The sequence below is a fragment of the Chryseobacterium sp. MDT2-18 genome (assembly GCF_030815285.1).
Classification (GTDB): domain Bacteria; phylum Bacteroidota; class Bacteroidia; order Flavobacteriales; family Weeksellaceae; genus Kaistella; species Kaistella salivictor.
Genome location: NZ_JAUSWQ010000011.1, coordinates 1 through 18,888, shown reverse-complemented (window position 1 = coordinate 18,888; position 18,888 = coordinate 1). Strand labels below are relative to the sequence as shown.

Here is an 18,888-nt window from a genome sequence, read left to right as displayed (position 1 = left end):
ATTATTCAGTAACCTCACCGCACAAATTCCGCACAAAGTTTTCGGCAAAGTTTCCCTCATAATTAGGATTGTCTAAAAGGTGCATCGCTTTTGTAATGGCACTTTCCGCTGTAATGTCGTGACCACTGATCGCACCGATTTTTGTGAAAATATTAGAATTAGAATATTTTCCAAAACTAATTCCGCCGGAAACACACTGGGAGATGACAACGATTTCTGTCCCCTGATCCCGCAACATCTGCAAAGTCTTAAGCGTTTTTGGAGTATTAAAAATAGTCCCCGAACCGAAAACCTGTAAAATCAAAACCTTCACATTGGGGATTTGCGTAAAATGGTTCAAATGCATTCCCGGAAAAATGCGCCAAAATAAAACGTCCTGCGAAATGTGGTCATCTACCATAAATTGATCATCGGTTTTGTTTCGCCACAGATAATCTTTCTTCACATTCAAATGAACGCCTGATTGACCCAAAACCGGATAATTCGGCGTTTGATAAGCATCAAAAAACTCTGCTGAATATTTCAAAGTTCGGTTTCCCCGCAGTAATTTGTATTCAAAATAAATCGTAACTTCCTGAATGACCGCCTCGTTATTTTCGTACAGACTTGCATAATACAAACTCGTCAGAAGGTTTTCTTTCGCGTCCGTACGCAAATCTCCGATGGGCAACTGGGATCCTGTCAAAATCACGGGTTTCTTTAAATTTTTCAACATAAAACTCAATACAGAAGCGGTGTACGACATTGTATCTGTCCCGTGCAGAATCAAAAAACCGTCGTAGTTATCATAGTTTTCACCAATATGATTGGCGATAAATTTCCATTCTTTTGGACCCATATCCGAAGAATCGACCGGTTTTTTAAAAGGATATACCGAAACTTCACACTCGATCAATTTCATTTCCGGAATTTTCTGGAAGATATTTCCAAAATCGAAGGCCTGCAAGCTGCCGGTTTCGTAATCTTTTTCCATGCCGATGGTTCCACCGGTATAAATCAGGAGCACTTTTCTTTTCATAACTTCAAAAATACAGTATTTTAGAGAATAATAAAACTTCTAATCCGGTGATTTTTTGTTGATTTCCTGAACGAATTATCGTCGACAATATTTTTTGAAAAAAACGGGTTCTTCGTTTTAATTCCTCTCCTGAAGAGCGCTGTTAGAGCTTAAAGCTCTAACAGCGCTTAACTTCTCACCTTTTCCGAGCTTTGTTTGCTCATTGCCTATTTTTAAACCTTTACTGTTTTTTTAAACCTCGAAGGTTTAATTAACTCCAAATAATCCTTATTTTTGAATCCATGAAAAACAAGCAGACCTTCGAGTATCTCCAGCAGTTTCTTACCGACGAGCGACTCCGGAAAATCAATCATTTTGCTCCGGAAAGTTCCGATTTTGTTTTGCCTGTGATCGAAGATGTTTTTCAATTCAGGAATGCCGCGGCGATTGTGCGTTCCGTAGAAGCCTGTGGATTTCATAAAATTGTCGCGATGGAAAGCGCGCATGAATTCAATCCCAATTTACGCGTCACCAAAGGAGCAGAAACCTGGGTAGAAGTAGAGCGGCTTCCGCAAAGCATCGATTCTTTAAAAGAAATTAAAAACCGGGGTTATAAAATTGTTGCTGTTTCTCCCGAAAATAATGCGACGCTTTTACCGGATTTTCAAATTACAGAACCTGTCGCGTTGGTTTTTGGGACCGAAGCAGAAGGAGTCAGCAAGGAAGTTTTAGATTTCGCCGACGAAACTTTAGCGATTCCCATGTATGGATTTACGCGAAGTTTCAATGTTTCTGTTGCGGCGGCAATCTGTATGTATGAACTCAAACAGAAATTGATAAAGTCGAATTTAGATTACAAACTTTCCGAAGAGAAACTGTGGGAAATGAAAGTGCGATGGGCGGTGAATTCAATTACAAGTGGGCAGAAAATATTGGAAAGGTTTCAAAAACACTTAATTTAGAGCTATGAAGAAATTTACACCATTGCTTTTTTATTTAAGTGTTTTTTTTATGGCAGTCACCTATTATTTGACTTCTATAGGAAAAGCTGAAGTTTATCCCTTTTACTCATGGAAATTATTCTCTAAGCCATTTGGATCAACAACAGAAGATAAAATATTTAGGATCTATGGATTAGAAAATAAACGCCTTGTGCTTATTATGAATTTTGATCAAGATGCCTATGATGGAAATACAAAATTCAGCATCATAAATCTTTATGGGAAAAATATCAAAATGAATATTGATAAAGAGCAAAATCTTAAGAAATTGCGGAATTTTGCAAAAATTACCGCACCACAATTTTCAAAATATATTCTTGTCGAGGAAAGCTTTAATTTTCAAAAAATTAATGAGGAAAAAATTAAAATAAATCAAGAAATTATAACGGAATTTTGATGGATTATAAAAAACTTACAGTATTCAATTACCAGATTGCTTATTATGCGTTTAGGTTGTTTACTTTATATTGGATTTGGGAACAAATTTGTTACTATAAAATCTATTCGCAGCGATTACCGGAGTTTTATAATCCAAAGGTTTGGATTCAACTTATGATGTTTCCGAGTTTTCCATCGGCATTTTACTTTGGTGGACTTTGTTTATTACTTTGTTTATTCTTGATCTGGAGCTTATTTCAGCAGAAATATTGGATCAACAAACTCATCTTTGTTTTTATTTTTTTGGTAAATCTTCCAATTGCAGGTTATCATGGAATGGGGCATCATAGTCATATTGTGGTTTTATTTTATTTTTTCTCGATGTTTTTACTGCCAAAAGAACTGAATGAAAGTGATTATAAATTCGTACAGTATTTGAATTTAGGAATTCTTATAACTTACTCGTTAGCTGGAATGTATAAATTTATTTCAATGACAAAAGACATAGTTTCCGGTTCACCTGATTTATCTTGGTACGAAAGAAATGCTGCCCGAATCAATACAGAATATAACTATTATATTATTGATCGAATGTTACCTCAATGGATGATTGATTTCTATGAATATGAAAATTTGTGGATTGTTTTAACTTTATTAGGTATTCTGTTTCAGACTACTTGTTTTCTGGGGGCTTTCAATAGAAAATTTCTGACTTTTGCAATGGTATTTATCGTATCATTTCATTTGTATACAAAGTTTTTTGTTTTTGCAGATTGGAAAAGTACGATCTATGGTGTGGTGTTTATGTTTTTGCCCTATCACTGGTTTTATACTTTTTTGACGAATAAGTTAAGATTTTCAACACTGTAAATTTCTTAAAATCTAAATTCTTTTTTTTGTGTCTTTATTCGAAGATTTAAATGTCGCTGCTGCGTCATTAATCTTTAGGTGTGAATTCAAAAAGAAATTGATAAATTCGATTATAAACTTTCGGAAGAAAAATTGTAGGAAATGAAAGTCCATTTTACAAAGTTGTGAAAAAGTTTAAATAAATTTTAGGAGCTATGAAGATTGAAATTTATTTAAAAAAAATTTGGAGTCAATGCCGCAAGCGGAAAAACTGCTCCAATTCTGATTTGATTAAATGGGAAATATTTAATTCCGTATTGGTACTGCAAAAAGCACGTATTTTTCTTACCTTTTAAATTAAGTTTTGTTGCCAGAACAAACGGTCTGTCCCCGTAGTCATCAGCCCTTTTGATCCAACCGCTGTAACCGGAAATAGTGTTTTCCCAGGATAGGTTTTTCTTTTTCAAAATTACTTTTAAACCGTACATCACGGCGTCATCCTGCACATTGTTATTGGGAGTCTGTACATCCCAGGAGTAAAATCCAGCATTGGCAACCAAACGGATTTCATTGAGGAAACCACGTACTATAAAGCTTTTGCCAATTTCGGTGTCAAAATAGTAGCCGGCAGTATTAAAGAATCTTCTGTTAATAAAATCACTTCCTGACGCAGTTTTTAAGGTAGCGTTGAATATGACCGCAATTTTATGTTCTTTTTCGTTGAAAAGCGCTATTCTGGTTTGCAGATAAAAATCACCCGACGCTAAACCTGAATTTCTGCTCATCATTCTCCGTTCTTTAACAGCATCAGTCACCGTGTAATATTCGATAGGAACGATCCACAGCTTTACAGATATTTTTTCAGGGAGTAAGGGGATTTCTACTTTTAATAATTGATCAGCTGTCTGGTCTCCATAGCCAAAATAATAGTCGCCATACACAGAGAATTCAGTGTTTTTTGGAATGGTAGCACTCGTGAAATCCGGTACAGGATTCGCGTTTGGACCAAAATAATTGGTCGTGTGGTTGATCAGCGCCTGCGACGGAATGCAACAGGGAAAAAGAAACAAAATAATTAGAAATGCTGAGTAAAGGTAATTTTTCCACATTGCTGATTTAGTTTAAATTATTTTGACTCGCTTACTCTATCTCACTCTTATTCGAAGTTAATAAAATAATTCCAGGCTGCTACAAAAACACCTGCGGTCTCTGTGCGTAATCTTTGGTTCCCAAGCGAAACTGCTTTTACTCCTTTTTCAGCTAAAATTTTAATCTCATTAGGAGAAAAATCACCTTCGGGACCAATGAGAAAAGTGATGTTCTTCTGCGCGTTAATCTGTTTTAAATCAGTTCGTTCCAGATTTTCGTCGCAGTGGGCTACAAAAGTGGTTTCAGGATTAATGTCTTTGATAAAGTCAGAAAACTTTGTCAAATCATTCACTTTGGGAAAATGAAAGCGCAGACTTTGTTTTGAAGCTGCAATCGTTTGTTTTCGCAACTTATCAATATTCAGGTTTTTACGTTCTGTTTTTTCGGTTTGCAATAAAGTGATTTCTGCAATTCCCATTTCTGTCGCTTTTTCAACAAAGAATTCGATGCGGTCGATATTTTTCGTCGGCGCAATTGCGATGTGAAGTTGCGTCGGGAAATTAGGAAGATGCTCCTGAATTTCTTGTACGTCGAGCGACACTTTTTTTCCTTCAAATAAAAGAGTTCCTTTTGCGAGATTTCCTTTGCCATCGGTCAACGCAATCTCTTCCCCGGATCTCATCCGCAAAACTTTTACGATATGCGTTTGTTCTTCTCCGTTGATTTTGACTTCGGGAACTACCTCTCCAAAAAAAAGTTTCATAATTTATTCTTTATTATATCTTTCAACACTTAACATTTCAAGCACCCAACATCCATCACCCAACAATTACTTAAACCCCTCCTCCTCAATATCATATCTTGCCGTGGCAGAAACTGATAAATCGGTAAATTCGCCACGGTCAAATTTTAACTTGGCGACCATTGCAATCATCGCAGCATTATCCGTGGTATATTCAAATTTCGGGATGTAAATATTCCATCCTAATTTCTCGGCGTTTTTCTGCATCGCTTCCCGTAAAGCGGAATTGGCGGAGACGCCACCGGCAATAGCAACTTCTCTGATATTAAGTTCTTCGGCCGCTTTTTCTAATTTATCCATTAAAATTTCAACGAGGGTCTGCTGTACAGAAGCACATAAATCGTTGAGGTTTTCTTTAATGAAATCTGGATTTTTACGAACTTCTTTCTGGATGAAATAAAGCACAGAAGTTTTAATTCCACTAAAAGAATAATTGTAATTTTCTATCCGTGGTTTATTGAATTTAAACGAATTTCCATCGCCGTTTTTTGATAATCTGTCAATGATTGGTCCCGCAGGATAATCTAACCCGAAAATTTTACCGATTTTATCGAAAGCTTCACCAGCAGCATCATCAATGGTTTTTCCGATAATTTCCATATCGAAATAATCTCTGACCACCACGATCATGGTATGCCCTCCGGAAACGGTGAGACAGAGGAAAGGGAATTTCGGTGGCTGGGGATTTGCATCATCGATAAAATGAGCTAAAATATGCGCCTGGAGATGATTCACCTCAATTAAAGGAATATTTAAACTCATTGCTAATGATTTTGCGAAAGAAGTTCCGACCAAAAGAGATCCTAAAAGTCCAGGCCCTCTTGTAAAACCGACCGCAGAAATATCTTTTTGTTGTATATTTGCTTTATCGACTGCTTTTCGGACAACCGGGATAATGTTTTGTTGATGCGCACGAGACGCCAATTCCGGAACCACACCACCATATTCGTTGTGGATTTCCTGATTGGCAGCGATGTTGGAGAGGATGATATTCCCTTTGAGAACGGCAGCAGAAGTGTCGTCGCAGGAAGATTCAATCCCTAAAATTATTGAGTCACTCATAACAATGGCAAATTTAGAGAATAATAACGATAAAGAAAACAAAAAATCAATTGCAGAAAACATTGGGGATTCTGTGCAGAAAGGCGTGGAAAATGTTCAGGATTCTGTAAAAGAAACAGTGAAAGGTGCAGCGGATCTTGCTTCTGATGCCATCAATCATCCTGTAGAAACGGCCAAGGAATTTGGTGAGCAAGCCGCAAAAGATGTTATAAGTTATAAATGGTGGGCAAAATTACTGCTCGTCATGTTTTGGACTTTTCTTTTTCTGGTTTTTTCTTTTATTGTCATTGTGAGTTTGCCTGCAACCAAAAACTGGGCAGCGCAAAAAGTAATTATGAAACTTAATAAAGATTTGAATGCGAACATGTCTTTTGAAAGTGTGGATGTGAGTTATTTTGGTGATATCTACATTCATAATGTGGCGGTGAAGGATTACAAAAACTTTCAGTTTTTAAAAGCAAAAGAAATGTATGCTGATTCCGACTGGTTTTCAATTATCAGTGACTCCCGGAATTTACAGTTTCAGTCCTTATCTTTAGATGAACTTGATCTTAAAGTAATTACTTACAAAGGTGACAGCATATCTAATTTTATCCGTTTTGTAGATTTATTTAATGGTCCCGCTCCTGCGGTGCCGAGAGAGCCTTTTCAATTAAAATCACGGGTTTATATTACCAACTCAAAAATTTCCATTATTAATCAAAATACAGAGGGTGAGGCTGGGAAATGGCTAGATGCCCAAAATGTAAATCTTGTGATTCCGGAACTAAAAGTGCTTGGTTCAGAGGTTTCTGCCCAAATTAACAATATGCGGTTTACCACCGAAAGATGGGGTAAAAAACATTTTGTAGATACGTTTTCTACCGAGTTTTCTTTAAAACATGACTTTCTTTTACTCAAAGATTTAACGCTTAATACCGATCATTCCTTGCTTCAGGGTGATGTTAAATTTAATCTCAATGACGGATCCTGGCAAGATTTCACTAATAAAGTCCGGTGGGATTTGAATCTTCAGCAGGGTAGTCAGATCAGTGGTTATGATATCAGTTATTTTGTGACCGATTGGGATAATTATAAACCCATCAATATTTCCGGAAAAATGGCCGGCCCATTAAATAAATTTACGCTCAATGATTTCCTGATTAGAAATCCACAGGTCAATATTAGGACCAAAACAATGAACGTAACCCATATTTTGCAGGATAATTTTCAGATTGAAACCAATACGCTTTCTACCGATTTTACCTATAAAGATTTAAAGGCGATGATGCCCACTTTCATTTCTTCAAAGATGAAAAATTTCGCCGATGATTTTGGAAGAATAAAATATGACGGTGCAGCACGGGTAACTCCCAAACAGGTTTTTGTTCCGAACGCAAAATTGATTACCGGAATCGGACAGGCAAAAATCACCAATTTTTATTTAGAAGATTACAGTACAGATTTACCAAAATACCGTGGTTTTGCTGAAGTCAATGATTTGAATTCTTCCGTCATTACCAAAAGTAAAGAAGTGGGTTTAATCAGTGGAAAGTTTAATGTTGATGGGAGAAGTTTTGATGTCAACACGATGGTTTTGAGAACAAAATCGCAGATCTCGAAAATTGAAATTACCAATAAAGTCATTAATAATGTTTATTTAGAAGGGATTCTCGATCATAAAAAATACAACGGAATCATTAATGTAAATGACGATCAGGCAAAAGCCACTATAAAAGGACTCATCGATTTCAGTACTTCAAAACTTATTGCCGATGTCAATGCGAATGTGGATTATTTAAACCTGAATTATTTTACGGGTACAAAAGGAACTCAGGCTGTGAGCGGCGTGGTTAATGGAAAGATATCGATGACCAATATTAACGATTTAACTTTAGATGCTAATCTGCAAAATGTGAAGTTTGCGGCGAACAATCAAAAGTTTACGATTCCTAATGCCGACGTAAAAGCGTTTTTCGAAAATGGAAACCGGATTGTTTCTGTAGACGCACCGGGGGCGGTCAAAGGAAAGATCGATGGGAAATTTAATCTGGGCGATTTAGCCGGAATGGTTGAAAATGGTTTCGGGAAAATATTGGTAGGCCCGCCGCCGCGAAAATTATACCGTGGGCAAAACTTTGCGATGAATTTTGAAGTCAGACAGGATCTTGTCAATTATTTTATGCCTGAACTTCATCTCCCGAAAGGCGCGACTGTTGATGGTTCTTATGACGGCAATTCAAATAATTTAATTCTGAATGTAGATGCTGAGGTGTTGAAATATGTGATGACCAAAAAAGAAGAAATCACAGAGGCTGATAAAGCACTTGCCAAAGCAAATCCCGCATATAAGGTAAATGAAAGAGACCAGATTTCAAAAGACAGCGCGATGATTGATCAGTTGACGGTCAGAATAAACACAGCGAATTTAGAGGAACAGATTTTCGCAAAAATAAACCGGATAGAATACAATCAAAATATTCTGAAAGACATTACTTTAAGCGGTACCAATGAAAGGAATCAAGTCCTGCATATTGCGGCTAACTTTAAACTCGGTTCTCCCGAAGAGGAAGTGAAACAGGAACTGAAAGAATATACCATCAATCTTAACCAAAGTACCAACAGCCAGGGCGATTTTGTTTTCCGCTTCGAGCCCACTACGGTTAAATTTAATGATATTGCGTGGAGTGTAGATACCGATCCGGCCTTAGATCACTCGATTACTTACCGGAAAAAAACGGGTGATTTCTTTATTCAAAATCTAAGGCTTTATTCAGATAAAAGCGAGCTGTTTTTAAAAGAATCCATTTTTAAATCAGCGAAGGATTTCTCCGCAGAGGGCGAAATTCGGAATGTAGATGTCGCGAAAGTATTTGCTTTGATTAAGAACAAAAACGACATGGATGTCAAGGGAATTGCCAACGGCACATTTGATATTAAAATGAATAAAAATAATCTCGAGCCACTCATAAATATTGCCATTACAGACATTTTCATGAACGGTAATGAAATGGGGAAAATAGAGATTCTTACGAAAAACAGTCCCATTCCAAATGTATTTGATGTGGATGCGAAAGTGATATCCAGTGGGATGTTAGGAGATAATAATCTTCATTTAACAGGCACCATTAATAACAATACTGCTTCGCCATCACTTGATCTAGTGGCCAGAATGAATGATTTTGATCTGGCGTTTGCACAACAATTTGTAGAAGGAGTATTTTCTAATATTCGGGGGAAAGCTTCTGGTGATCTGCGCATTGCCGGGCAGCTCAATGATATGGATTATAGTGGGGATATCGTGCTGAAAAAATTCGGGTTGAAACTAGATTTTACGGGTGTTGATTATTCCTTTGACGATACCGTAGTTTCCTTATCAAGAGGCTTGGCTATTTTGAATGATATTGGGGTGAAGGACGGTAGAACCAATTCCCGCGGTACAATTTCCGGGGCGATTCAGTTTGAGACTTTATCTTCAATGGGAGTCAACTTAGTGATGCGTGCGGATAATCTTTTGTTGCTGAATACCACTCAAAAAGATTACGATTTATTTTGGGGAAGAGTTTATGGTAACGGAACTATCTATGTAGACGGACCTGTTACCGGACTAAATATTTCTACGCCCGAAATGCGTGCGCTTAACAATTCAGTCTTTACATTTAATTCCAATTCAACCTCCAATGTAGAAGAGTTTAAAATGCTGCGTTTTTTGAAAAGAGACGAGACCGGTGCGGTCACCACAGAAAAAAAGAAAAAATCCGGAGCCAATATGAATGTCGATTTCAACCTGGAAGTCGATAAAGGAACAACAGTAAATGTATTAGTAGGAAATGATATTGGTGATATAACGGTCCGGGGAAATTCCGAAAGGCTGCGGTTTACCATGAGCAGAACGGGAGCGATCTCGATGAACGGAAATTATATCGTGGATAATGGAACCTTTGTTTCCAAAGCAATCCTGAGCCGGACTTTTCAGATTGCGAAAGGAAGCTCCATCCGGTGGGACGGCAATGCGATGGCACCGCAATTAGACATTAATGCCACTTATCTGCGAACCGTAACCAACGCCGGACAATATCTGAATCTGGGAACTTTACAACCCATTAATATTGTGCTTTCTACAAAAATATCCCAAACGCTTAATAATCCGAAAATAGAACTTGGTGTCTCTGCACAGGATGTTTCCAGCAGTGTGAAAGAAACTCTTGCCCAAAAAATGAGTAACGAGGACGAAAAAATCATCCAGTTTGGGTCGGTTTTGGTTTTAAACAGTTTCAACAACACCAATTCAGGATTTGACGTTAACATCGGGAATTTTGCTGAAAGTTCCGGGTATAATATGTTATTTAAGCAGTTAGGTTCTGTTTTAAATACAATCAGTAATGAGTTTCAAGTCGATTTGAATTACCTGAAAGGTGACGCCTCCTCCAATACCGGAGACCGGGCCAACGCAAGTTTAAGTTTTGCCCTCTCGCCGAGAACGACTGTTAAAACCGGTTTAGGAATTCCTATTTCAAAATCCGAAACTGCAAGCAGTGATTATCTTTCCGGAGAAGGAATTGTAGAGTACGACTGGTCAAAGAAAAATGACGGCACCCGATTACTGCGTGCTTATTCAAAACCTACCAATATTGGACTCAACGGAACGGAGGCAGCCAATGCCGGCGCTAACCAAAGTTACGGAATAGGGGTGGTGTACAGTAAAAGTTTCAATACAATATTTAAAAGAAAGAAAAATAACAAAAATCAAAAGCCCGATTTGCCTGAAAATAAAATAGATTCTACTAAAAAGAAGTCTGAAAATTAAGAATGTTTATGTAAAAGCGGTCATTTAGTTAAAATTTATTAATGTTTGATATAATTTTCGTGTATTCATATTTTTTTGTAATTTTGCAAAAAATTTGACATACTATTAATAAATATATAAAATCAATATAATGAATTATCAACTCGACGAAATAGACAAGAAAATTCTGGACTTTTTAGTTGAAAATACCAGAATGCCCTTTACAGAAATTGCAAAACAAATGGATGTTTCTGCAGGGACCATACACGTACGTGTAAAAAAAATGGAAGACGCAGGAATTATCTTAGGCTCTTCACTGAACATTGATTACTCGAAATTAGATTACCACTTTACCGCTTTTATCGGAATCCTTTTGACCAAGTCAAACAGAACCCAGGAAGTTTTAAAAGAACTGGCCACCATTCCAAATGTTATAGAAGCAAGTGTAATTTCTGGGAAATACAATATCTTCTGCAAAGTAAAAGCAAAAAATACAGAGGATGCCAAAAGAATTATATATCAGATAGACGACATCCAGGATGTGATGAGAACGGAAAGTATGATTTCTATGGAAGAACATATCTCCGATAAAAACAGATTGATCCGGGCTGTTTCGATCTAAACACTGATTTATATCAACAATAACTAAAACTTTTGATTTCTTATCAAAAGTTTTTTTATTTTTACCATTATGAATAATAATTTTGAAGGTGAAAGTCCAAAGAAAAATTTCGGATTTGTTTTAGCATTGGCTGCGCTGATGCTTTTCTCGCTCATGGGCGCGGGAATCGACCTGGATGAGTTTACACAACATCAGGAAATCAATATTCCGCTCGGATATTTTTATTTTATATTTTTAATCGACCTGCTGATGGTTATTTCAGTGGTATTTATCTTTTTCTACAAAAAGATCGCTGCCTATGTTTTTCCCGCCGCAGTCGTAACGCATTTTATGGCGCATAATTTCTTTCTGTCTACTTTTCTCTATACCGATGTGACCAATATGTTTCTCTACACCAGTCTGGGGCTCTTTGTGATCATTCCGAAATGGCAGTTTTTTAAATAATAGTATTATAACAGATGTTTTCCAAAGCCTGCGAATACGCGATCAAAGCAACGATTTATATTGCCCAGCAAAGCCATCAGGAGCGGCGTGCCAATGTAAAAGAAGTTGCCAAAGCAGTAAATGCACCCGAAGCTTTTACCGCTAAAATTCTGCAGCAACTTTGCCGTGAAAACATTGTGGAATCCATTCGCGGGAAGCAGGGTGGTTTTATTTTTCCGGTGGAACGGCAAAAACAAATCAATATTTTCGATGTTGTTCAGTTGATCGACGGCGACGGAATTTTTACCAACTGCGGACTGGGACTGCATAAATGTTCCTCAGAAAATCCCTGTCCCGTTCACGACGATTTCAAAGAAGTACGGAATGGTTTGGTAGCCATGGTACAGAAATATTCTTTTTACGATTTGGCTATAAAAACCGAAACCGGTCTGGTTTGGCTGAAATAATTTTCCCTTTAAACTTTATTTAAATTTTATCAAAAATAGGATTTATAATTTTAGTATTTTTAATTAAGATAATTTTGTCCGAATTAAAATATTGTGTACATTTGTATCATAATATTAAATAAGACATCATGTTAACGAAAGAAAAAACCATCGGCGAACTGGTAGCAGAAGATTTCAGAGCAGCACAGATATTCCGCAAATATAAAATCGATTTTTGCTGCAAAGGAAACCGAACCGTAGAAGAAGCGTGCGAGAACAAAAAATACCGGGCAGAAGATATTTATAATGAATTGGCAAATGTTGCAAATCTAAAATCGGGCGATATCGATTTTAATTCCTGGCCACTGGATTTATTGGCAGATTATGTGGAGAAAACCCATCACCGTTATGTAGAAGAAAACTCCACCGTGCTCATTCAATATTTAAATAAACTGTGCAAAGTTCATGGCGACAGACATCCGGAATTATTTGAAATCGCAAAATTATTCACAGAAAGTGCCCATGAATTGGCGGCACACATGAAAAAAGAAGAATTAATTCTTTTCCCTTTCATTAAAAAAATGGTGAACTCAAAACAAACAGGCGAACCGCTGGCAAGTCCCAATTTTGGAACCGTAGAAAGTCCCGTGGCGATGATGAAACATGAGCACACCGTAGAAGGTGAGCGGTTTGTGAAAATTGCGGACTTAACCAATAATTATCAATTCCCCGCAGATGCCTGTGGAACGTATCAGGTCACTTATAAAATGCTTGAGGATTTTGAAAAAGATCTGCATACCCACATTCATTTAGAAAACAATATTCTTTTTCCAAAAGCAATCGCTTTAGAGAAAACATTCTAAATTTTAATTTTCTGTTTTTTTACTGAAATCCACTTCATTTTGATGAGGTGGATTTCTATTTAGAATTAAGGGATTTTCCGATTTTTTAAAAGTAAAAAAATCAGAACAATCAAAATGAAAATTTAGTTTTTGTATTCTTTTGAGCAACTATTGATCTGCATTAAACTTTTGTCTCTTTTGAGGAAAAAAAAGGTTTAATACATTATCTCTAAATTTTCGAACTCAGATAAAAGTCGTACGTATAAACATTATACGGAAGAAGTTTTTTCGCAAACTGATGAGAAATAAAGCAGCAAACCAAAATAGGAACAAACAAAACATAGCCGTCCGGAAGAAGATTGCAGATTAAAACCACCGAAGTAAAAGGGGCATACAAAGAGGCCGATAAAGTAACCGCCGCACCGAGCAGCGCAAAATTAACCGGAATTAAATTCATCCCGAAATAATTGTTTCCAATGAAGGCCACCATTAATCCCAAAAAAGCACCGGCTACGATACTGGGCGCGAAAACGCCTCCGTCTCCGCCAGCTCCCAAAGTTAAGGAGGAAGCTAATGGTTTCAGAACCGCCACCGCAAGAAGAAATAAAACCGGGATTCTGGAAACCGTTAAGGACTGATCCAGAATTTCCCGCAATCCGTGATAGCTGTCTCCATATAAAGTGGGGAAAAAGAAAATCAATGTTCCGACCGCGATGGCTCCCAGATTCACCCGAATAAAATTATTCGAAATAGTGCTGAAAATCTTTTTCATTCTCGTGACCAACAGCGTAAAGTAAACAGAAAATATTCCGCCTAAAATACTTAAAACTAAAAAGAAAGGGATTGCTTCATAATTCCAGTTCTGCGCTTTTACAGAAAGTATGGTTTCAGAATCGAATAATTCAATAAATAACCAGCTTAGCAAAGCTGAAACGGTGCACGAAATAACCAGTGACTTTCTTGTTTTTCGCGCAATTACTTCCAGCGCAAATAGAAATCCGGCAAGCGGGCTGGTGAATAAAACCGCAACTCCCGCTACCACTCCCGCACAGATTAATTCCCGTTTATACATCCGCGCCGAGAATTCTTTTTCGTAAGCGTAATTCCCAATAGTCGCTGTGGCAACCACCGTAGAAACTTCAACTCCGGTAGAACCGCCGAAAATGACAGTCAGGAATCCATTCACAAAATGCGACGGAATTTTAAATAAAGGCAGATGGTCTTTCCGCTGATCGAGTGTTTTATAAATCTCTGTGATTCCTTTATTCTTTCTGTTTTTGAAAAGATATTTTCTTAAAAAGTAGATGGCGGTAATTCCGACTGACGGTAAGATAATAAAGAGCGGTGCATATTGATGACGGATAAAATCAAAAAAATAATGTTCGAAAAATTCGGTGCTGTGTTTGAGAGCAAAAGCCAATATGGCACTTGCCAATCCTACCGTTAATGATGAAACGATGAGCCGGAAATAATGCTGGGTGACGATTTTTTTTCTTTCCAAGGGATTCCTTTAAAATGAATGAAAATAAAGTGAATTTGCTTTGATTTCAATTTTTTCTGTAAAAACGAAAGTGAGAAAAATCAAAATTTAACACTGCAAATTTAACGAAACTTTTGCGAAAACAGGATTCCGGCGAAAGGGGCTTTGATTTTAAGCGGAATATTTACTTTAAAATGAAAAGTAAACTTCCGACACTCACGGTCACCCAAAGAACAATGGCAAGAAACAGAGGTTTCCAACTGATTGTTTTCAGGGTTTGAACAGAGATGGTAGTACCGATAAAAAATAAAGTTAAATTCAATCCTGATTTTGCGGCGACCGTTGCAACTTTGCTGAAACCATCGAAAACAGGGAAGTAGGTATTAAGGATAATCGCTGCGATGAAATAGCCGATGAACCAGGGAATCTTCACTTTTGCACCTTTGGTTTTAAAAAATACCATCGTTAAAAGTGATATCGGAATAATCCATAAAGCTCTTGAAAGTTTTACCGTGGTTGCGATTTTCAAAGCGATATCTCCATATTTATTGGCTGCTCCAACGACAGAACTTGTATCGTGGATTCCAATCGCGCACCATAATCCGAACTGTTCCTGAGTCATGTGAAGCAAATGTCCGAGTGCGGGATAAATAAACAGCGCGACCGAATTAAGCGTGAAAACAACTGCCAGGGCCAATGATATTTGTTTCGTACTCGGTTTGATAATCGGTGAAACCGCAGCAATCGCACTTCCGCCACAAATAGCCGTTCCCACGGAAATTAAATAAGATAAAGGTTTTTCTAATTTTAATAATTTTCCCAGAAAGTAGCCGAGAATCATGACCGTAGAAATACTCATCACCGTTAAAGTGATTCCTTCTTTTCCGGCCTGCAGCGCTTCATCCAATTTGAGTCCGAATCCTAAACCTACAATCGATATCTGCAGTAACAGATGAATGTATTTGTGAAGATACTGTTCATAAGGATTCCCGATAATAATGGTAAAAGCGATTCCCAAAGCCAGTGCAACCGGTGAAGAAGCGAAGGGTGAGATACAGAAAATGGCTAAAACGAAAAACAGGAGTTTTTGTAAAAGAACTTTATTAATAGTTTTCATCTGATGATTTTATTTTCAGATGCAAAGGTCTGTTATTTGTTATTCAAAAATAAATCACATTTTGTTTTTGACTATAACTTTTAATTATAACTAATGAATTTTAGAAAGAGATGGATGAGTTCTGACTGTTCGCCTTTCAGCGTGATAAAGTGAAAATTCCTTTCAATAGTGAAGTTCTTAATATCGATGATACTGAGTTGCTCATTTTTAAGTTCCTGCAAAACCGTGCTGACGGAAAGAAACGCCATCGCTTCAGAATGCAGCAAATAATTTTTAATGCTTTCGCTGCTTCCCAACTGCATCACCGTTGTTAAAAGTTTGAGGTCGATCCCGTTTTGTTGCAGCTGATTTTGAATGAACTCCTGTGTTCCCGAACCTTGCTCGCGAAATATCCAATCGATTGTATAGAGATCATTCAGTTTCAACGTTTTATTTGCCAAAGGGTGACCGGCTTTACAAACCAGTACAATTTCATCGGGTTTGAAAATCTGATAATCAAAAAAAGAAGACTGCGAAGCACCTTCTACGATACCCAAATCGATCTGCCCGTTTTTCAGCAAAGTCGAAATGTCTTCGGAATTGCGCGTCACCAGTTCGATGTCGATTTCTTTATAATAGGAATGGAATTTTGCCAGAATTTCCGGTAAAATATATTGTGCAATCGTAGTGCTCGCGCCGATTTTCAGTTTGCCTTTTGCGTGTTTGTTAAGTTGAGAAATATCAAATTCCAGGTCACGGGAAAGGTTTCGGATTTTTTCGGCGTAGGACAGCAAAATCTTACCGCTTGCGGTCAGCTGAATCGAAGTGCCGTTTCGGTTGAATAATTTCGTGTTCAGTTGATTTTCTATTTCTTTGATATGTCTGGTCACCGCGGGTTGCGAAATGCTCAGTTCATTTGCGGCTTTTGTAAAGCTCAGGCGGTTCGCAACGGTGTGAAAAACTTTCAGTCGGTAATCAAACATTTTTGTAGCATTAAAGTAGGTTGTAAAAATGCGGTTTTTTAATTTTAAACACAAAAAGGGATCAAAGATAAATAAGAAGAATAAAGGTTTACAAAAAGTTTGCAACAGATAAAACCTTGCTTTTCTCAATCCTTTCAGACTTTTTATGAGGTAATCAGTGAAAAGCTATTGTTGCTTTTGCGGTAAAAAAGATTCACACTATTTCTTTGAATATTATTCTTTCGTCAGCGCAGCACCTTTGTGTGCCGCGATATGATCGGTTTTGCTACTTTTGATTTCGTATTGCGGTTCGTCTTCTGTGGCATGATGCGTATAACCTTTGTAATCAAAATCTTTGGTATGAACTTTAATAACCGTTCCCGAAACTCTTCCGGCTTCAGAATTCCAACTGACTTTATCTCCGATTTTAAATTTTGTTTTCATTTTTAAATTTTTACTTTAAACCCAAAATATTCATCATAAAACATTCAAAAAAATACCCTTTCACCTGTTCAAACGAAATCTAGACATGAATCAGGAACTTTCCTTTTCCAAACTTTGAATTATTAATTTTAGAATTGCTCTTTTATCTTTTGCGGTGAAATGAAAACTTTTCGTGGCATTCTAAATCAGTCTTTTTCCGAATAAAAAACCTTCTCGCCCACAACTCTTGCTGGAGAAGTATAAGGATGTTCCGTCGCTTTCCCGACCGACATAATATGCAGAACTTCCCAACCTTTCGCTTTCAGATAATCCGAAACCATCGAACGGTGACAGCGCCACCAAACCGCTTCTGAACACATCATTGCCGTTGGTTTTCTTAAAGCTGATTTTTGTAATTCATCAGCGCCTTTTTCAAAGGATTCGCTTTCCATATAATCGGCGTAAGCCTGAAAAGACTTATTGTTCCAGAGGATGTTTTTCGAAGTTGGCGAGACTTTTCGCCGCCCGCCTAAATTTTCAATATATAGATATTCAATTCCGTTTTCTTCCAGTGATTTTTTCAAATGATCCTGATTAAACTGCGGATATTTCCTGGAACCGGGTAATCTGCGGATATCCGCCAAAACTTTAATTTTAAATGAAAGCAGCAGTTCCAGAAATTCTTCAATACTTCTGGTGGAGTGACCAATGGTATAAATAGTTGGTTTTTCCGGTGGTTTCATTTTAAAAATTAAAGAGGTTCTTTATTATTCATATCAAAATTAAATATTTTAAATGAAAGCATCCTTCATGTGCTGGTTAATTTTGAAATCCCGTCTAAAGGAGCGTAGAAATGTAATTATTAATGTGCCGCTGATTATTAATGGTATTTGGAAATTGAAATCATTTGCAAGCCAGTTGTAGCATTTCTGAATTTATCCTTAAATTTGAAATATGCAAAAAGTATTTTATCTCAAAACCTGTGGAACCTGTACCAAGATTTTAAAAATGTTCGACCTTTCCGGTTGGGAACTTCGTGAACTGAAAAGTGCACCGGTTACCGAAGAAGAACTGGCTCAAATGTATGCGCACACAAAATCTTATGAAGCGCTGTTCAGCAGAAGATCCACCCAAATAAAAGCCCGCAGTATCGATCTTAAATCTTTAAAAGAAGACGATTTTAAAAAATTAATTTTAGAACATTATTCGTTTTTGAAGCGACCGGTTTTCCTTACCGATCAGGAAGTTTTCGTAGGAAATGAGAAAAAGAATATTGAGAATTTAGAAGCGTTTTTCAAAGTGGAATAATGAGGTTTTTAATACTGCTGTTTTTCTGCGTTCATCTTTCAGCACAAACGGTTTACAAAACGCCGTCTGGCTCTAAATATCACTTGTCAGGCTGTAGAATGGTGAAAAATGTTTCTTCCGCTTTACCTTTAGATAAAGCATTGCGGGAAGGATTGACTTTCTGTAAAATATGTAATCCACCGCAGTCCCAAACTTTAGGAATAGGATCCAAGCCTATAAAAACTGCGGGAACCAGTTCGCAAAACAGGTGTTCAAGCAACACCTTCGGTGAGCGGTAACTGCTTTTCAAAAATAGTCTATTTATTGTAAAATCTCAACTTTACCTTTCATTTAAAAATTTATA

At 37.2% G+C, this 18,888-nt stretch carries 19 protein-coding genes; 10 read left to right on the top strand and 9 right to left on the bottom strand.

Annotated features, from left to right (window positions below):
- Nucleotide 1: 1 nt before the first annotated feature.
- Nucleotides 2-1,018: an asparaginase gene (locus QF004_RS11235; RefSeq protein ID WP_133438492.1), complete on the bottom strand. Its 1,017-nt coding sequence runs from the start codon at nucleotides 1,016-1,018 to the stop codon at nucleotides 2-4.
- 281 nt (nucleotides 1,019-1,299) lie between these two features.
- Here QF004_RS11235 and QF004_RS11230 point away from each other — a divergent pair, with 281 nt between their 5' ends.
- Genes QF004_RS11230 through QF004_RS11220 form a run of 3 tightly spaced genes read left to right on the top strand, consistent with a single transcriptional unit; the run spans nucleotide 1,300 to nucleotide 3,246 of the window.
- Entirely contained in the window at nucleotides 1,300-1,959 is a 660-nt protein-coding gene (locus tag QF004_RS11230) for an RNA methyltransferase (RefSeq protein WP_307426333.1), read from the top strand.
- A gap of 4 nt (nucleotides 1,960-1,963) precedes the next feature.
- Entirely contained in the window at nucleotides 1,964-2,395 is a 432-nt protein-coding gene (locus tag QF004_RS11225; protein ID WP_307426330.1) for a hypothetical protein, read from the top strand.
- Nucleotides 2,395-3,246: a hypothetical protein gene (locus QF004_RS11220; protein ID WP_307426326.1), complete on the top strand. Its 852-nt coding sequence runs from the start codon at nucleotides 2,395-2,397 to the stop codon at nucleotides 3,244-3,246. The genes QF004_RS11225 and QF004_RS11220 overlap by 1 nt, the downstream gene beginning before the upstream one ends.
- 212 nt (nucleotides 3,247-3,458) lie before the next feature.
- Here QF004_RS11220 and QF004_RS11215 read toward each other — a convergent pair whose 3' ends face one another.
- The 3 genes from QF004_RS11215 to tsaD all read right to left on the bottom strand — a co-directional run bounded on the left by QF004_RS11215 (nucleotide 3,459) and on the right by tsaD (nucleotide 6,178).
- Nucleotides 3,459-4,334, bottom strand: coding sequence for a hypothetical protein (locus QF004_RS11215; protein WP_307426323.1), 876 nt, complete (start codon nucleotides 4,332-4,334; stop codon nucleotides 3,459-3,461).
- A gap of 47 nt (nucleotides 4,335-4,381) precedes the next feature.
- The gene (locus QF004_RS11210) at nucleotides 4,382-5,077 is read right to left on the bottom strand and encodes a 16S rRNA (uracil(1498)-N(3))-methyltransferase (protein WP_133438487.1); all 696 of its coding nucleotides are present in this window, start codon (nucleotides 5,075-5,077) and stop codon (nucleotides 4,382-4,384) included.
- A gap of 66 nt (nucleotides 5,078-5,143) precedes the next feature.
- Complete coding sequence (gene tsaD / locus QF004_RS11205; protein ID WP_133438486.1) at nucleotides 5,144-6,178, bottom strand: tRNA (adenosine(37)-N6)-threonylcarbamoyltransferase complex transferase subunit TsaD; 1,035 nt, start codon at nucleotides 6,176-6,178, stop codon at nucleotides 5,144-5,146.
- Between the two features lie 4 nt (nucleotides 6,179-6,182).
- Between tsaD and QF004_RS11200 the strand changes: the two genes are divergently transcribed.
- The 5 genes from QF004_RS11200 (at nucleotide 6,183) to ric (ending at nucleotide 13,297) form a co-directional block, all read left to right on the top strand.
- Nucleotides 6,183-10,964 carry a translocation/assembly module TamB gene (locus tag QF004_RS11200; protein ID WP_307426316.1) on the top strand — a complete coding sequence of 1,594 codons (4,782 nt, stop codon included), beginning with the start codon at nucleotides 6,183-6,185 and terminating at the stop codon, nucleotides 10,962-10,964.
- A 130-nt stretch (nucleotides 10,965-11,094) separates the two neighbouring features.
- Nucleotides 11,095-11,565: an Lrp/AsnC family transcriptional regulator gene (locus QF004_RS11195; RefSeq protein WP_133438484.1), complete on the top strand. Its 471-nt coding sequence runs from the start codon at nucleotides 11,095-11,097 to the stop codon at nucleotides 11,563-11,565.
- A gap of 69 nt (nucleotides 11,566-11,634) precedes the next feature.
- A complete protein-coding gene (locus QF004_RS11190; protein ID WP_307426313.1) occupies nucleotides 11,635-12,009 on the top strand; it encodes a hypothetical protein in 375 nt (124 codons plus the stop codon).
- Between the two features lie 14 nt (nucleotides 12,010-12,023).
- Nucleotides 12,024-12,455, top strand: coding sequence for an Rrf2 family transcriptional regulator (locus QF004_RS11185; RefSeq protein WP_307426311.1), 432 nt, complete (start codon nucleotides 12,024-12,026; stop codon nucleotides 12,453-12,455).
- Between the two features lie 128 nt (nucleotides 12,456-12,583).
- Nucleotides 12,584-13,297, top strand: coding sequence for an iron-sulfur cluster repair di-iron protein (ric, locus tag QF004_RS11180; protein ID WP_307426308.1), 714 nt, complete (start codon nucleotides 12,584-12,586; stop codon nucleotides 13,295-13,297).
- A gap of 208 nt (nucleotides 13,298-13,505) precedes the next feature.
- On the opposite strand, the gene QF004_RS11175 is transcribed toward ric, so the two are convergent.
- The 5 genes from QF004_RS11175 to QF004_RS11155 all read right to left on the bottom strand — a co-directional run bounded on the left by QF004_RS11175 (nucleotide 13,506) and on the right by QF004_RS11155 (nucleotide 17,980).
- Nucleotides 13,506-14,777, bottom strand: coding sequence for a chloride channel protein (locus QF004_RS11175; RefSeq protein WP_307426304.1), 1,272 nt, complete (start codon nucleotides 14,775-14,777; stop codon nucleotides 13,506-13,508).
- Nucleotides 14,778-14,940: 163 nt separating this feature from the next.
- A complete protein-coding gene (locus tag QF004_RS11170; protein WP_307426301.1) occupies nucleotides 14,941-15,873 on the bottom strand; it encodes a YeiH family protein in 933 nt (310 codons plus the stop codon).
- 80 nt (nucleotides 15,874-15,953) lie between these two features.
- Nucleotides 15,954-16,835, bottom strand: a complete 882-nt coding sequence (locus QF004_RS11165) for a LysR family transcriptional regulator (RefSeq protein ID WP_133438478.1) — start codon at nucleotides 16,833-16,835, stop codon at nucleotides 15,954-15,956.
- A 213-nt stretch (nucleotides 16,836-17,048) separates the two neighbouring features.
- Nucleotides 17,049-17,258 (bottom strand): DUF2945 domain-containing protein, encoded by a 210-nt coding sequence (locus tag QF004_RS11160; protein WP_307426298.1) that lies wholly within the window; start codon nucleotides 17,256-17,258, stop codon nucleotides 17,049-17,051.
- 185 nt (nucleotides 17,259-17,443) lie between these two features.
- A complete protein-coding gene (locus QF004_RS11155) occupies nucleotides 17,444-17,980 on the bottom strand; it encodes a DUF488 family protein (RefSeq protein WP_307426294.1) in 537 nt (178 codons plus the stop codon).
- Nucleotides 17,981-18,191: 211 nt separating this feature from the next.
- Here QF004_RS11155 and QF004_RS11150 point away from each other — a divergent pair, with 211 nt between their 5' ends.
- Nucleotides 18,192-18,545, top strand: coding sequence for an arsenate reductase family protein (locus tag QF004_RS11150; protein ID WP_307426292.1), 354 nt, complete (start codon nucleotides 18,192-18,194; stop codon nucleotides 18,543-18,545).
- Complete coding sequence (locus QF004_RS11145; RefSeq protein WP_307426289.1) at nucleotides 18,545-18,823, top strand: hypothetical protein; 279 nt, start codon at nucleotides 18,545-18,547, stop codon at nucleotides 18,821-18,823. Before QF004_RS11150 ends, QF004_RS11145 begins: the two co-directional genes overlap by 1 nt.
- Nucleotides 18,824-18,888: the final 65 nt, after the last annotated feature.